This is a genomic window from Streptomyces sp. NPDC048331 (assembly GCF_043201215.1).
Classification (GTDB): Bacteria; Actinomycetota; Actinomycetes; order Streptomycetales; family Streptomycetaceae; genus Streptomyces.
Genome location: NZ_JBICYT010000012.1, coordinates 85,654 through 98,852, shown reverse-complemented (window position 1 = coordinate 98,852; position 13,199 = coordinate 85,654). Strand labels below are relative to the sequence as shown.

The 13,199-nt window shown below is 72.4% G+C and carries 13 protein-coding genes; 7 read left to right on the top strand and 6 right to left on the bottom strand.

Annotation, left to right across the window (positions count from 1 at the left end; genetic code table 11):
• Positions 1-240 precede the first annotated feature (240 nt).
• Complete coding sequence (locus tag ACGFYY_RS19230; RefSeq protein WP_030720338.1) at positions 241-561, top strand: multidrug efflux SMR transporter; 321 nt, start codon at positions 241-243, stop codon at positions 559-561.
• On the top strand, positions 561-1,112 hold the full coding sequence (locus ACGFYY_RS19225) for a TetR/AcrR family transcriptional regulator (protein ID WP_393710776.1): 552 nt from the start codon (positions 561-563) through the stop codon (positions 1,110-1,112). The genes ACGFYY_RS19230 and ACGFYY_RS19225 overlap by 1 nt, the downstream gene beginning before the upstream one ends.
• A gap of 30 nt (positions 1,113-1,142) precedes the next feature.
• On the opposite strand, the gene ACGFYY_RS19220 is transcribed toward ACGFYY_RS19225, so the two are convergent.
• Positions 1,143-2,033, bottom strand: coding sequence for a winged helix-turn-helix transcriptional regulator (locus ACGFYY_RS19220; protein WP_393710774.1), 891 nt, complete (start codon positions 2,031-2,033; stop codon positions 1,143-1,145).
• A 131-nt stretch (positions 2,034-2,164) separates the two neighbouring features.
• Between ACGFYY_RS19220 and ACGFYY_RS19215 the strand changes: the two genes are divergently transcribed.
• The 3 genes from ACGFYY_RS19215 to ACGFYY_RS19205 all read left to right on the top strand — a co-directional run bounded on the left by ACGFYY_RS19215 (position 2,165) and on the right by ACGFYY_RS19205 (position 5,052).
• Positions 2,165-3,376: an MFS transporter gene (locus tag ACGFYY_RS19215; RefSeq protein WP_393710772.1), complete on the top strand. Its 1,212-nt coding sequence runs from the start codon at positions 2,165-2,167 to the stop codon at positions 3,374-3,376.
• Positions 3,377-3,385: 9 nt separating this feature from the next.
• A complete protein-coding gene (dapD, locus tag ACGFYY_RS19210) occupies positions 3,386-4,366 on the top strand; it encodes a 2,3,4,5-tetrahydropyridine-2,6-dicarboxylate N-succinyltransferase (protein ID WP_030012676.1) in 981 nt (326 codons plus the stop codon).
• 269 nt (positions 4,367-4,635) lie between these two features.
• Positions 4,636-5,052, top strand: coding sequence for a hypothetical protein (locus tag ACGFYY_RS19205; RefSeq protein WP_393710769.1), 417 nt, complete (start codon positions 4,636-4,638; stop codon positions 5,050-5,052).
• Positions 5,053-5,069: 17 nt separating this feature from the next.
• Here the strand turns inward: ACGFYY_RS19205 and ACGFYY_RS19200 are convergent, their stop codons facing one another.
• From ACGFYY_RS19200 to ACGFYY_RS19190, 3 genes are all read right to left on the bottom strand, one after another.
• On the bottom strand, positions 5,070-5,324 hold the full coding sequence (locus ACGFYY_RS19200) for a hypothetical protein (RefSeq protein ID WP_393710767.1): 255 nt from the start codon (positions 5,322-5,324) through the stop codon (positions 5,070-5,072).
• A 145-nt stretch (positions 5,325-5,469) separates the two neighbouring features.
• Positions 5,470-5,970: a GNAT family N-acetyltransferase gene (locus ACGFYY_RS19195; protein ID WP_393710765.1), complete on the bottom strand. Its 501-nt coding sequence runs from the start codon at positions 5,968-5,970 to the stop codon at positions 5,470-5,472.
• Between the two features lie 69 nt (positions 5,971-6,039).
• On the bottom strand, positions 6,040-7,881 hold the full coding sequence (locus ACGFYY_RS19190) for an endonuclease/exonuclease/phosphatase family protein (RefSeq protein WP_393710763.1): 1,842 nt from the start codon (positions 7,879-7,881) through the stop codon (positions 6,040-6,042).
• Between the two features lie 430 nt (positions 7,882-8,311).
• On the opposite strand from ACGFYY_RS19190, the gene ACGFYY_RS19185 reads away from it, so the two are divergent.
• Together ACGFYY_RS19185 and ACGFYY_RS19180 are read left to right on the top strand one after the other, a co-directional pair.
• Complete coding sequence (locus ACGFYY_RS19185; protein ID WP_365265524.1) at positions 8,312-9,817, top strand: hypothetical protein; 1,506 nt, start codon at positions 8,312-8,314, stop codon at positions 9,815-9,817.
• Between the two features lie 242 nt (positions 9,818-10,059).
• A complete protein-coding gene (locus ACGFYY_RS19180; RefSeq protein ID WP_393710760.1) occupies positions 10,060-11,499 on the top strand; it encodes an alkaline phosphatase PhoX in 1,440 nt (479 codons plus the stop codon).
• Positions 11,500-11,565: 66 nt separating this feature from the next.
• Here the strand turns inward: ACGFYY_RS19180 and ACGFYY_RS19175 are convergent, their stop codons facing one another.
• Positions 11,566-11,742, bottom strand: coding sequence for a hypothetical protein (locus ACGFYY_RS19175; protein WP_190620251.1), 177 nt, complete (start codon positions 11,740-11,742; stop codon positions 11,566-11,568).
• Positions 11,743-11,844: 102 nt separating this feature from the next.
• Positions 11,845-13,101, bottom strand: a complete 1,257-nt coding sequence (locus tag ACGFYY_RS19170; RefSeq protein ID WP_393710758.1) for a TerD family protein — start codon at positions 13,099-13,101, stop codon at positions 11,845-11,847.
• Between the last annotated feature and the right edge of the window lie 98 nt (positions 13,102-13,199).

The window sequence follows — 13,199 nt, the reverse complement described above, 5'->3', positions numbered from 1 at the left end:
AGCGGCACCACCCCGGGCTGCGGCGGTGGCGGCGGGGCCCATCCTCCCCACTGCGGCGCGCCGCCGGGGCCTCTCGGCCCGGCTGCCCCCGTGGATCCCCACCCTGTGTTCTGCGTCATGCCTGCGCTCCGTCTTTTCGTTCCCCCGACGAGGCACACGGTATATCAGCATGTCAGGAGCATGGCAGCGGGATCAGGCGGATGTGTACGCACGTACGCATCGCTGTGTACAGTTGTACGCATGCCCTACGTCATGCTTGCCGCGGCCATCGCGGCTGAGGTCGCCGGAACCACCGCCATGAAGTACAGCGACGGCTTCACCAAGCTGTGGCCGTCGCTGGGCACCCTGCTGGGCTACGCCATCGCCTTCACCCTGCTCGCGCAGACGCTGAAATCGATGTCGGTCGGCACGGCGTACGCGATCTGGGCGGGTGTCGGCACCGCCGCGATCGCCGCCATCGGCATGGTCTTCCTGGGGGAGGCGGCCACCGCGGCCAAGATCGCCGGCATCGCCCTGGTGATCGGCGGCGTGGTCCTGCTGAATCTTGGCGGGGCCCACTGATGGCCTCCGGTGGACGGCGCTACGACCCGGACCGGCGGCAGCGGATCATCGACGCCGCGCTCCGGGTGGTAGGCGAACGGGGCATCGCCGGGCTGACCCACCGCAGCGCGGCGGCCGCCGCCGACGTCCCGCTCGGGTCGACGACGTACCACTTCAAGACGCTGGACGACCTGCTGGTCGCCGCGCTGCGCCAGGCCAATGAGGGCTTCGCCCAGGTGGTGGCCCGCTCGGCCGCACTGGCCGACCCGGACGCCGACCTCGCGGAGATCTTGGCCCGCCTGCTCGGGGAGTCCCTGGCGGCGGACCGGGGCCGGGTCGAGCTGGAGTACGAGCTCTACCTCGCGGCACTGCGCCGCCCGGCGCTGAGGCCGGTGGCGGCGCAGTGGTGCGAGGCGGTGTCGGCCGCACTGACCCCGCGGACCGACCCGGTGACCGCGCGGGCGCTGGTGGCGGCCATGGACGGGATCGGCCTGCAGGTCCTGCTGACGGACGCCCCGTACGACGAGGCGTTCACTCGCGAGGTCCTGCGGCGGATCATGCGTCAAGGCTGAGCGGGCCGGGCCAGGCCGGGTCGGGGCGGGTCAGGTGCCGGCGCCCGTGGACGCGGTGCGGACCGCCGTCAGGGCCGTGCCCACGCTCGCATCGATGTCCTGGATCGGGTAGATCACCTCGCGGATCGTGCGGTCGCGGTCGATGACCAGCGTCAGCCGCTTGATCCGGCTCGTGCCCGCCGCGCGGAACGTCGGCAGGCGCAGCGCGGCCGTCAGGGACAGGTCGGCGTCCGACAGCAGGGGGAATCGCAGCCGCTCCTGCTCCGCGAACTCCCGCTGCTCGTCCGGGCGCTGGGTCGACACCCCGTGCACGGTGGCACCGGCCGCGGTGAACTCCGCGAGCTGGTCGCGGTAGGTGCACGACTCGAACGTACAGCCCCTGGCGCCCGGGATCCCGGCCCAGCCGGGCGGGTAGGACTCGGCGCGTGCGTACGCGCCCGGGAAGCAGTACAGGACCGTGAACGGGGTGTCCGCCACCGGGTCGCTCAGCTCGCCGAAGCGGTCCGGCAGCAGCAGCGGCGGCACCCGCGTACCGCGCAGCGCGTGTACCCGTGCCGCCTCGCGCGAGGCCTCGTCGGTCGTCGCCGTCATCTCTCCCTCTCCCAGGACCCAGGTGTCTCCCCAGTCCTGGAGGGCCACCAGGACGGGCAGCAGCCCCCGCCCGCGCGGGGTCAGCCGGTACTCGTGCCGCACAGGACGTTCCTGGTACGGCTCGCGCGACAGCACCCCGGCCTCGACGAGCAACTTCAGTCGCTCCGCCAGCACCTTGCGGGACATCCCCAACTCGCGCTGGAGCTCGTCGAAGCGGTGCACGCCGCGCGCCGCGTCGCGCACGATCAGCAGCGTCCACCAGTCGCCCACCACATCGAGGGCCTGGGCGATGGCGCAGTCCGCGTCGCCGAGGTGTGTGCGCTGGGCCATGGCACTCCTTTGTCCGTTGACCCCAAGGCTGCCATGCTGACATAGTCAGTTCCTAAAGGGAACTTAGTCGATGGACGCAGGGGGACACGGGTGTGCTGCAGGGGTTCAAGGACATACCGAGGGTTGTGTGGTTGCTGGCTGCGGGGGTCTTCGTCAACGCCGTCGTCAGCTTCACCTTCGTCTTCGTCTTCCTCTACCTGACCGGCCCGCGGGGCCTCGGCGCCGCCCAGGCGGGCCTGGTCGTCGGCATCGGCGGCGTCGGGTTGATCGCCGGTAACTTCACCGGGGGTTGGTACGGCGACCGCTTCGGGCACCGCCGGGTCCTGCTCGCCGCCGCCACCCTCGGCGGCATGGCCCTCACCGTGCTCCCGCTGCTGCCCACCCCGCTGCTCTACGCGGCCCTGCCGGTGGCCGAGTACGCCTCCGGCGTGATTCGGGCCGCCAACTCCGCGCTGGTCGCGGTCGCCGTCCCGGAGGGTGCCCGCCGTCAGGCCTTCGCCCTCATGCGCTCCGTCTCCAACGGCGGATTCGCCCTCGGGCCGCCCGTGGGCGCCCTGGTCGCCACCGGCCTCTCCTACGACTGGCTCTTCGTCGGCGACGGCGTCGGCACGCTCCTCTTCGCCGTCTGGACCGCGCGGGTCGTCCCGGCCCGCGGCGTTTCCCCCCTACCCGCCGTGGCCCAGGACGGGGGTCCGGGCCACGGCGAACAGAGCCTCTGGCGCGAACTGCGCGCCCGCCCCGCCGTGCTGGTGCTGCTGGGCGCGATCCTGGTGACCGATGTCGTCTACCGCCAGCAGTACTCCACCTTCCCGGCCTCCCTCGCCGACCACGGCCTGGACGCGCGCGTCTTCGGGCTCGTCGTCGCCCTGAACGGCGGGGTGATCCTGCTGCTGGAACTGCCCGCCGCCGTAGCCCTGCGCGACCGGCCGGCCCTGCCGGTCATCGGCACCGGGATGGTGCTCGTCGGGGCCGGGTACGCGGCGCTGCTGCTCGGCGTCGGGATCGGTAGTGCCGTGGCGATGATGATCCTGCTCAGCCTCGGGGAGATCCTCTACAAGACCACCGCCACCGCCTACATGGCGGACCAGGCGCCCGAGCACGCCATCGGACGGTTCCAGAGCCTGTACGCGGGCGTCTCGGTCAGTGGCGTCGTCCTCGGGCCGCCGCTCGGCGGAGCCATGTATTCCGCCGCGCCCGGGCTGCTGTGGCCGCTCTGCGCGGTGCTCGCCGCGGGGGCGGGTGCGGCGCTGTGGGCGGCGCACGCCCGACGGGCCCGGCACGCGGCGCGACCCGCGCGCCCGGCACATGAGACCGGTTCGCGACCGACGGCCGTCGCCGGTTAGGTTTCGGCTATGACTGCTACGCGTACCACCGGCGCCGTCGCCGCCGGACTTGCCACCCTCACCGCCGACGGCACCGTCCTCGACACCTGGTTCCCCGCCCCCGAGCTGGTCGCCGAGCCCGGCCCGGCCGGCACCGAGCGCCTCACCGCCGACCAGGCCGTGGAGCTGCTGGGCGCCGCCGCGGCCAAGGCGATCCGCACGGACGCGGTCCGCGGTGTCGAGGTCGTAGCCGTCCGCACCGTCATCTCCTCCCTGGAGGACAAGCCGCTGGACGCGCACGACGCGTATCTGCGTCTGCACCTGCTCAGCCACCGCCTGGTCAAGCCGCACGGCCAGAACCTCGACGGCGTCTTCGGCCTGCTGACCAACGTCGCCTGGACCTCGCTGGGCCCGGTCGCCGTCGACCAGGTCGAGACCGTCCGCCTCAACGCGCGCGCCGAGGGCCTGCACCTCCAGGTCACCTCGATCGACAAGTTCCCGCGGATGACGGACTACGTCGCGCCCAAGGGCGTGCGCATCGCCGACGCGGACCGCGTCCGCCTCGGCGCGCACCTCGCCGAGGGCACCACCGTGATGCACGAGGGCTTCGTCAACTTCAACGCCGGCACCCTCGGCACCTCCATGGTCGAGGGCCGCATCTCCGCGGGCGTCGTGGTCGGCGACGGCTCCGACATCGGCGGCGGCGCCTCCACCATGGGCACCCTGTCGGGCGGCGGCAAGCAGATCATCTCGATCGGCGAGCGCACCCTGATCGGCGCCGAGGCGGGCGTGGGCATCGCGCTGGGCGACGAGTGCGTGGTCGAGGCCGGCCTCTACGTGACCGCGGGCACCCGCGTGACCCTGCCGGACGGCCAGATCGTCAAGGCCCTGGAGCTCTCCGGCGCCAACAACATCCTCTTCCGCCGCAACTCGGTGACCGGTGCCGTCGAGGCCCGCCCGTACAAGGCGGCCTGGGGCGGCCTGAACGAGGTCCTGCACAGCCACAACTGACGGCGGCCGACGGCCCCACCGGCCGGCCCCGTCACCCCGAGCGCCCTCCCGCCGTCCACCACCGGCCGGCCCCGTCACCCCGAGCGCCCTCCCGCCGTCCACCACGGCCGGGAGGGCGCTCGGTCGTTGTCGGGGCCGGCAGGCCGGCAGGCCGGCGGAGCCTGGGCCCGCGGGCCGGGGGCTGGGGGCCGGGGGTGTACGTACGTACTCGGTCGGGACTGAGTATGTGCGCGCTGGTGGCAGGCGGGGCCCGGGGGAAGGCTGGGGGCATGCGACGACGAATGGACTCCGCCCCCGCCTCCCCCCTCATGGTCGCCCTGGCGCTCGCCGTGACGGCGGCGGCCGCGTGGGCCGCCTGGCTCGGCTGGGACCAGCACCGCGACGTGCAGCCCGACGGTTCGGAGACCGGGCCCTACGAGGCCTGGCAGGTGATCGGGCTCGGGCTGACGCTGCTGGTGCCCGTGTGCTGGGCGGCGTACCGGGGCCTCGCGGCGGGCGCCGTCGTCGTGGGTGTCACGGCCGGACTGACCGTCGCCGCCGCCTATGACTGGTCGGACGACGCCAGCGGACTCTTCGTGATCGGCGTGGGGATGGTCATGGTCGGGAGCCTGGCGGTGACCGCCGGGGTCTGTGCCCTGATCGGCGCCCTGAGGCCGAAGGCGTCCGCGGGGCGACGCGACGGATAGGGCGTGGGCCGCCGTGCTCAGTGCAGGGGGATCGTGCGGATCAGGCCCGCGAAGGCCTGCTTCTCCGCCTCGGTCAGCTCCACCGACTCCATCGGGTGTCCGGCGGCGCCGCGCTGGGACGGGATCATCGGCAGGCCTTGGGCGACGGCGGGCTCCGCGGGGCGGAACCGGTCCTCGCCCCGCAGGTGGCGGAGGCCGGTGAACGAGACGATCGCGGCCACGAGCAGGACGGCGAGGCCGATTTCCTGCGCGAGGGAGATGGAGGGGAGCACGAGGATCCTCCGGGAGTGCGGTCGGTACGAGCCGGTACAAGATCGAGCGTGGAAATACTCAACCACCACAACCGGTCGATTCGGCCAGGATGTGTCGAGGGTCACGCCAGGGCCGAAAGTCCCTACCTTGTCCGGGAAGGCCCGGTTACGGCGCCAGGTGCAGTTTGAAGCCCTCGTGGCTGCGTGCGAAGCCCAGCCTCTCGTAGAACCGGTGCGCGGCCGTACGCCGCTTGTTACTGGTCAGCTGGACCAGGCCGCAGCCACGCTCGCGGGCCCGCTCCGCGGCGAGCCGCATCAGCTCGGCACCGAGCCCTGAGCCCCGCCGGTCCGCGCGGATCCGTACCGCCTCCACCAGCGCCCGCTCCTGGCCGTTCTGGCCCAGGCCCGGGACGTAGGTGAGCTGGAGGCAGCCGAGGACGACCTCACCCGCGGCGCCCGACCCGCCCGCCGATCCCGCCTCGCCTGCCGGCTCCGCCCTGTCGGTGAGCACCAGCATCTCGTTGCGGGCGTCCGCCTCGATCGCCGCGAAGGCCCGCTCGTGCGCCTCGCCGACCGCGATCGACGCCGGGTCGAGGACCGCGTCCTCGTCGGCGAGCAGGGCGAGCACGGCGGGCAGGTCCTGGCGCGTGGCCACACGGAAGATCATGGCCGGATTGTGGCAGGGGGCCCGGCCGGGACGGCGGCCGGACCCCCTGCGACTGCGGTACCCGAAGGGTTACGGGCGGAAGCGCAGCACCTGCGGGTCGTGGTCGCTGTTCTGCGCCGCGAACTCCGCGTTGATGTGCACGCTGTCGTACGTGAACTTCTTGATCGCCGGGCTGGTCAGGATCTGGTCCAGCACCTGCGCGTTGCCCTGGTAGACGTACGAGTAGCGCTCGGCCTTCGGCAGCGACTTGATCGCCGGGTACAGCGCCCCGCCGTCGGCCAGCGCGTCCGTCGTCGCCGAGAACTCGAAGTCGTTGATGTCACCGAGGACCAGGACGTTGGCGTTCTTGTCCTCGGCCAGGATCTGCTTCACGAAGCCGTTCACGGCCTGCGCCTGCTGCAGTCGCTTGGCCTCCGAGGAGCGGACCGGCGGCTGGTGGTGCGAGGTCAGGCCCTCGTCGCCGCCCTTGGAGCCGAAGTGGTTGGCGATCACGAAGACCGTCTTGCCACGGAAGACGAACTCGCCGGCCAGCGGCTTGCGGCTGTCCGCCCACGCCGGGTTGGCGGGGTCGACGCGGCCGGGGGAGTGGGTCAGGGCGGCCTTGCCGTTCACCTTGGTCACGCCGGTCGCGGTCACCGCGTCACCCGCGGCGCGCTCGGTGAAGGAGACCCGCGCCGGGTTGAAGAGGAACACCTGACGGATGTTGCCGCCGGGCTCGCCGCCGTCCTTCTTGTCCTCCGGGTTGACCGTCCGCCACTGGTAGGCAGGGCCGCCGGCGGCCGAGATCGCCGCGGTGAACTTGGCGAGGGTCTGCTCGGCCGAGACGGTGCCGTCGTTCTTGGCGCCGTTGTCGTCCTGGATCTCCTCCAGGGCGAGGACGTCGGGGGAGGCCAGGTTCTCGACGACGGCCTTCGCCAGCGCGTCGAACTTCTCCTGCGGGTCGGTCGGGTCGAGGTTCTCGACGTTGTACGTGGCCACCGCGAGCTCCTGCTCGGCCTGCGGCTTGGTCTTCTCGGGGGCGAGGGTGCCCGCCTTGACGGTGCCGAGGGTGCGCGCCACCAGCGTGTAGCCGCCGAACTGGTTGAAGTCCAGCGGGCCTTCCGTGGTGCCGGTCAGCCGGTCGCCGACGTTGGCCACCGGGAAGGGCTGCTGCGCGATGGGCGCGAGCTGCTGGATCTGCAGGCGGCCGGTGTTCTGGGACTCGTAGGAGCCGTAGATGGTGCCGCCGCGCTTGGCGGTGTTCTCCCAGCCCTTCACCGTGACCCACAGCTCCGAGTACGGGTCGGTGGCGCCGACCACGCGGGAGGTGCCGATCTTGACGTTCATGCCCTCCAGCGACTCGTAGTGGTCGAGGGCGTAGCGCGAGGGCTCCAGGGTGAGGCCGTTGATGCTGCCGCCGGCGGCCGGGTCACCGGCCGGGGCGTACTCGGCGGGCACCGTGTACTCGTTGATCGCGGTGGCCTCGGGCAGCGCGTTGCCGGAGGAGACCACGGTCACCGTCGGCTTGGAGATCTGGGTGACCGACTGGTTGCCGGAGTTCAGGCCGCCGGGGACGTACTCACCCACGGTGCCGGAGACCTTGACCGCGTCGCCCGCGGCGACGGTCGGGACCGAGTTGGTGAAGACGAAGACGCCCTCGCTGGTGGCGTCGTTGTCGTCGGCGTCGGGGTCCTGGATCCAGAAGCCGCGCGAACCGTACGTACGGACGGCCGTCACGATGCCCTCGACGTCCGTGACCTGCTTGCCGTTGAGCGGGGATATCCGAGTGGTGCCCTGAATGTCGTGGATGCGTATCGGATCGGCCGACACGGCGCCTTCGGCCGCGTCGGCGGAACCCGCGAGCAGGCCGGTGGCCAGTGCGGTGGCGACGAGGGCCGCGACGGCGGCGGAACGGGGATGCGAGGAGCGCATGGGCAGGAACTCCGGTGTGGGAGAGGGAAAAGGTGGGGGGTGCGGCAGTGATATCTGCGGGAGACGAGCCGCTCCCTATACATCTACGCGCGTCAATTTCCTGTGTGGTCAGCAAAGTTGTCAAGCCCTCCAGGGAATACGACAGCTGACTGTGGGATGAACCAAAGGGGATGGCCCGCCGGACACGCCCGAAATGCGTCTACGCTGGAGCGCCGTACGAAGGCCACGCCTGTCATCTGCGCCACATCCGCATGCCCGCACTGCCCGTCATGTCGGCCATGTCAGCGAAATCCGGGCGCACATGACGGTCCGGGCAGAAGTACGGCCGTGTCACCAACGCCACACCCCGTTCCACCCCGTACCGCCCGGCTCGACCCCGCTTCACCCCCGCCCTACCCCGTCCCATCGCGTCCGCGAGGAGATCCGCCCCATGTCCGCAGACTCGCACCCCACGCTGCCGCCCGTACGGCTGCGCTCCGACGCGGAACTGGCCCGCGACGCCCTCGGTGCCCCGCTGTTCGCGCGCGCCGTACGGCTCGCCCGCTGGGCCGGACCCGACACCCGGGTCGGGGTGGGCGGCGAGCTCGCCACCGACCAGCTGCCCGAGGCCGCGGCGATGCTCGGCCTCGACGCCGCCGACGAGGACTCCGCGGGGTACGCGAGCCAGGCCTGGCGGGTGGCCGTGGACACCGGGCTGGTCGACGTGACCGAGCCGGAGGACGACAACGGCGAAAGCACCGGGGAAGGCGCCGGAGAAGGCGACGAGGAGCGCTTCGGCACGGCCGCGCCCGGTGAGGACCTCGCGCTGGTGACGAGCGGTGCGCCCGGCGACGTACTGGACCTCTGGCTGGCGGCCCTGGACACGGTGCTCGCCGACGCGGCCGTGCCCGACCTGGACGACCTCGTCGACGCGCTGGACGCGGGCGGCGAGATCGACTTCGACCGGCTGGACTGGAACCCGGGGCGCGAGGCGGACTTCCTCGACGGGGTCCTCGCCAACCTCTACCTGCTGACCGTCACCGAGGGCGGGGCCGCGGACGGTCCGGTTCCGCTGCCGGTGCTCGCCGCGTCGATGATCGTGCCCGACGACATGGGCGAGCCGACCGACGCCGTGCTGGAGCAGGTCTCGGACGCGATGATGCGCCTCGACGACCAGTTCCGGCAGTTGGAGCCGATCGGACTGGTGGAGTTCCGGCCCGTCGACGAGGAGCTGATGGCGGAGGCCGACGGCCCCTTGGAGTCGGAGACCGCGGGCGCCGCGGACGACGAGGACGTCTCCCGCTACGGGATGGTCCGCCTCACCCCCCTCGGCCTGTACGGGATCCGGGCCCGGATGCTGGAGGCGGGGGTCGATGCCCCCGCCGTCGGCGAACTGGCCGAGAAGGGTGCCGACGCGCTCCTGGACGCGGTCTCCCTCTACTCGGAGAACGCCGCTCAGGCCGAGATCGAGCAGTGGCTGGCCGGCCGGGAACAGCCCGCCGCGGCCGCCGAACTCCTGGCCGCCGCCCGCGGGGACGACGAGGGCGGCCCGCTGCGCCGGCTCCGATGCCAGCAGGCCCTGGCACCGGCCGGACCGGAGGCCGAGCCCGCGGTCCGCTCGGTGCTGGACGACCCGGAGCTCGGTGGGCTCGCCCGGGTGTGGCTGGCGGAGCGCGGGGTGGGCGACGTACCGGCGCCGGACCCGGAGATGGTGTTCTGGCTGACGGTGGACACGATCGCGGCGCAGCTGGCCGCCGACGGGGAGACGGAGGAGCTGCCGCTCCTGATGGAGACCCTGACCGCTCATCACACCGGCTTCTTCGAGCAGGTGTGGCGGGTGGAGCACCCGGCGACCGCGTACGTCCTGGAGGCGATGGGCCGCCTGCACCCGGACAAGAAGGCGGCCAAGGAGGCCCGCAAGGCCGCCTTCAAGGCCCGCTCCCGCCGCCCGGCCTAGGCCGGTCCCTCGCGGATCGTGCCGGGCCCCTCCCCCCGGCACGGTCCGGCAGGAGCGGCTCGGCCTGCCGGAACCGGGTGGTGACAATGCGCCTTTCCTGGGGCCGGAGTTGGCCATTCCGGGGCAGGGCAAGGGGTCGGTTCCTCGTGGTGGGTAGTTCAGCCGCCGTTCACGTGCGGGCGAGAGCGTGTGCGCCGACGACCGCACGACAGGCGCACCACCTCCCCACCCATGGAGCCCCGATGCCGCTCAGCCGTAGAGACTTCACCGCCCGTACCGTCATCGCCGGCGCGGGAGTCGCGCTCACCGGGACGGTCGGCGCCCTCGCCACCGCCCCCGGGGCGCTCGCCGCCGAGGACAGCACCGATCGCGACGAGCACGGGCGGCCCTGCGAGCCCGGCTACGGCCCTCTCGTCCCCGACCCGGCCGGACTGCTGGCCCTGCCCGCCGGGTTCACGTACCGCGTCATCACGCACAGCGGGGTCACCGAGCTGGACTCCGGCGAGACCACCCCGTCCAACCACGACGGGACCGCCGCCTTCGAGGGCCACCGCGGGGTCACCCTCCTCGTCAACAACCACGAGCTCAAGGGCAAGCGGGAGAGCTGGGCCCGTCCGGTCCCGCTCACCGAGGGCCTGGTCTACGACCCGGCCGCGGCCGGCGGGTGCACGGTCGTCGAGGTCCGGCGCGGCGGCGAGGTCGCCGAATGGGTGGGCATCGCCGGTACGTCGACCAACTGCGCGGGTGGCGCCACCCCCTGGAACACCTGGCTGACCTGCGAGGAGAACTCGGACCTCGCCGGCAAGAACGGCATGACGAAGGACCACGGCTACGTCTTCGAGGTCGACCCGCACGACCGGCGCGCCAACCGCGACCCGCGGCCGATCAAGGCCTTCGGCCGTTACGACCACGAGGCCGTGGTCATCGACCCGCGCCAGGGCCACGCCTACCTGACCGAGGACGCTTCCGGCCCCAACGGGCTGCTCTACCGCTGGACCCCGCCCCGCGGTTTCCACCACGGGCGCGGCAAGCTCCGTACGCTCTCCGCCGACGCCGGTGTGCTCCAGGCCGCCAAGTGCATCGACAGCTCCGGCCGGTTCGTCGACGACTTCTCGCGCGCCACGAGGATCGGCACCGTGTACGGGGTCGACTGGGTGGACGTACCCGACCGCGACGCCCGGACCGTGCCGGTGCGCAAGCAGTTCGCGGACGGCGCGGTGACGCGCGGCCGCAAGCTGGAGGGCATGTGGTGGGCGGACGGCGGCGCCTACTTCGTCTCGTCCTACGCCCGTGAGGAGAGCCCGGGCACGGCCCACGACGGTCAGGTCTGGTTCTACGACCCCAAGCGGCGCACGGTCCGGCTCACCGTCCTCATCGGGGTCAACGCGGACCCGTCGGTCGACGGCGGCTACGACGGCCCCGACAACATCACCGTGTCGCCGTACGGCGGCCTGATCATCGCGGAGGACGGCTCGGGGCTGCAGCACCTGTTCGGGGCGACGGAGTCGGGTCGCACCTACCCGCTGGCGCGCAACGAGCTGAACAACGGGTCGGCGGAGGAGCCGGAGTACTCCGAATTCACCGGTGTCTGCTTCTCGCCGGACGGGCGCACGCTGTACGCCAACATCCAGGACCCGGGCATCATGCTGGCCATCACCGGGCCGTGGCGGCGCCGCCACTGACGCCACTGACGCCGGAGGCGTCCCGGCGTGGGGCCCCGGCGTGGGCACGGACGCCTCACGGGCCGCCTACAGGGCCGGGGAAACCTCCGCGCGAGAGGCCTCGGCCCACTCGGCGAGCAGGAACTCGTACGCCTCCGAGGGCCACTCGCCGTCCACCCGCGTCTCGACAAGGTGCCGTATCGCCTCGTTCGCCTCGGCGGCGGACGGGCGGGCGGGCCCCGCGGGGGTGAGTGTCTTGTGCATGGTTTCAAGGCTACGGGCGGGCACTGACAGCCACCTACGGATTACGCGTGGCATCCATCACCCGGATCGCGCACCGATGGCCGCTCGTGCCCGCCCACCTGCTCAGAGTGCCTGCGCGGCGGGCTTGACCATGCCGCGCACTGTGCGCGACTTCACAAAGTCGCCCATGGCGGTCATCTCCCACTCGCCGGAGAACTGCTTGATCAGCTTGGCCATCATCACGCCGGTCTGGGGCTCGGCGCCCGTCAGGTCGAAGCGCACCAGCTCTTCGCCGCTCGCCGCGTCGATGAGGCGGCAGTAGGCCTTGGCCACCTCGGTGAACTTCTGGCCGGAGAAGGAATTGACCGTGAAGACCAGGCCGGTGGCGTCGGCGGGGATCCGGCCGAGGTCCACGACGATCACCTCGTCGTCGCCCGCGCCCTCACCGGTGAGGTTGTCACCGGAGTGCTTGATGGCGCCCCCGAGGATGGACAGCTTGCCGAAGTAGCAGCTGTCGATGTGGTTGCGCTGGGGGCCGTACGCGATGACGGAGGCGTCGAGGTCGATGTCCTTGCCGCGGAAGGCGGGCTCCCAGCCCAGACCCATCTTGACCTGCGAGAGCAGCGGGCGGCCGCCCTTGACGAGGGAGACGGTCTGGTTCTTCTGGAGGCTGACCCGACCCTTGTCGAGGTTGATCTTTCCGGCACCGGGGGCGGGAGCCGGCGGCGCGGGGGGCGCGACGGGGGCGGCCGGGGCGGGAGCCGCGGGCTGGGTGGCGCTGCCGAGCCAGGGGGAGGCCGGGTAGGAGACCGGCGCGGCCGGCGGCGCGGCGGGCGCCGGGGGCGCGGGCGGGGCCACGGCCTGGGGTGCCGCGGGCTCCTCCTCCACGGAGACCCCGAAGTCGGTGGCGATCCCGGCGAGGCCGTTCGCATACCCCTGGCCGACCGCGCGCACCTTCCACACGCCGCCGCGCAGGTAGATCTCGACGACGACGAGCGCGGTCTCGGTGCCCAGCTGCGGCGGGGTGAAGCCGGCGATCACCGTGCCGCCGTCGGCGTTGCGCACGGTGGCGGTGGGCTCGATGCCCTGGAAGGTCTGCCCGGCGGCGTCCGGGCTGGCCGTGACCACGATCCGCTCGATGCCCGGGGGCACGGCGCCGGTGTCCACGGTGATCGAGTCCGGCGTCGCACCGCCGCCGGACCGGTAGCTGACACCGGGCCCGGTGGGCTGGTTGAAGAAGATGAAGTCGGCGTCGGAGCGCACCTTGCCGTCCGCCGTCAGGAGCAGGGCCGATACGTCGAGCCGCACCGGCGCAGCCACGTCGACCGTCACGCGGACGGCATTGAGCGGCAGGTTGGATCCAGGGGTCATAGCGGTCATGCCCGGAGAACGACCGGAGGTGCTTTGCCGTTCCCTTACCCAAGCCACATTTCCGTTCCGCTTCCGACGGGTGCGCCTTCGCGGATTTTGGTGGCCGG

What these genes read in the sequence shown, in the direction of transcription:
- ACGFYY_RS19170 (WP_393710758.1), bottom strand. Translation starts at nt 13,101, where the DNA reads ATGACCGCTATGACCCCTGGATCCAACCTGCCGCTCAATGCCGTCCGC.
- dapD (WP_030012676.1), top strand. Translation starts at nt 3,386, where the DNA reads ATGACTGCTACGCGTACCACCGGCGCCGTCGCCGCCGGACTTGCCACC.
- ACGFYY_RS19185 (WP_365265524.1), top strand. Translation starts at nt 8,312, where the DNA reads ATGTCCGCAGACTCGCACCCCACGCTGCCGCCCGTACGGCTGCGCTCC.
- ACGFYY_RS19205 (WP_393710769.1), top strand. Translation starts at nt 4,636, where the DNA reads ATGCGACGACGAATGGACTCCGCCCCCGCCTCCCCCCTCATGGTCGCC.
- ACGFYY_RS19190 (WP_393710763.1), bottom strand. Translation starts at nt 7,881, where the DNA reads ATGCGCTCCTCGCATCCCCGTTCCGCCGCCGTCGCGGCCCTCGTCGCC.
- ACGFYY_RS19225 (WP_393710776.1), top strand. Translation starts at nt 561, where the DNA reads ATGGCCTCCGGTGGACGGCGCTACGACCCGGACCGGCGGCAGCGGATC.
- ACGFYY_RS19220 (WP_393710774.1), bottom strand. Translation starts at nt 2,033, where the DNA reads ATGGCCCAGCGCACACACCTCGGCGACGCGGACTGCGCCATCGCCCAG.
- ACGFYY_RS19230 (WP_030720338.1), top strand. Translation starts at nt 241, where the DNA reads ATGCCCTACGTCATGCTTGCCGCGGCCATCGCGGCTGAGGTCGCCGGA.
- ACGFYY_RS19180 (WP_393710760.1), top strand. Translation starts at nt 10,060, where the DNA reads ATGCCGCTCAGCCGTAGAGACTTCACCGCCCGTACCGTCATCGCCGGC.
- ACGFYY_RS19195 (WP_393710765.1), bottom strand. Translation starts at nt 5,970, where the DNA reads ATGATCTTCCGTGTGGCCACGCGCCAGGACCTGCCCGCCGTGCTCGCC.
- ACGFYY_RS19175 (WP_190620251.1), bottom strand. Translation starts at nt 11,742, where the DNA reads ATGCACAAGACACTCACCCCCGCGGGGCCCGCCCGCCCGTCCGCCGCC.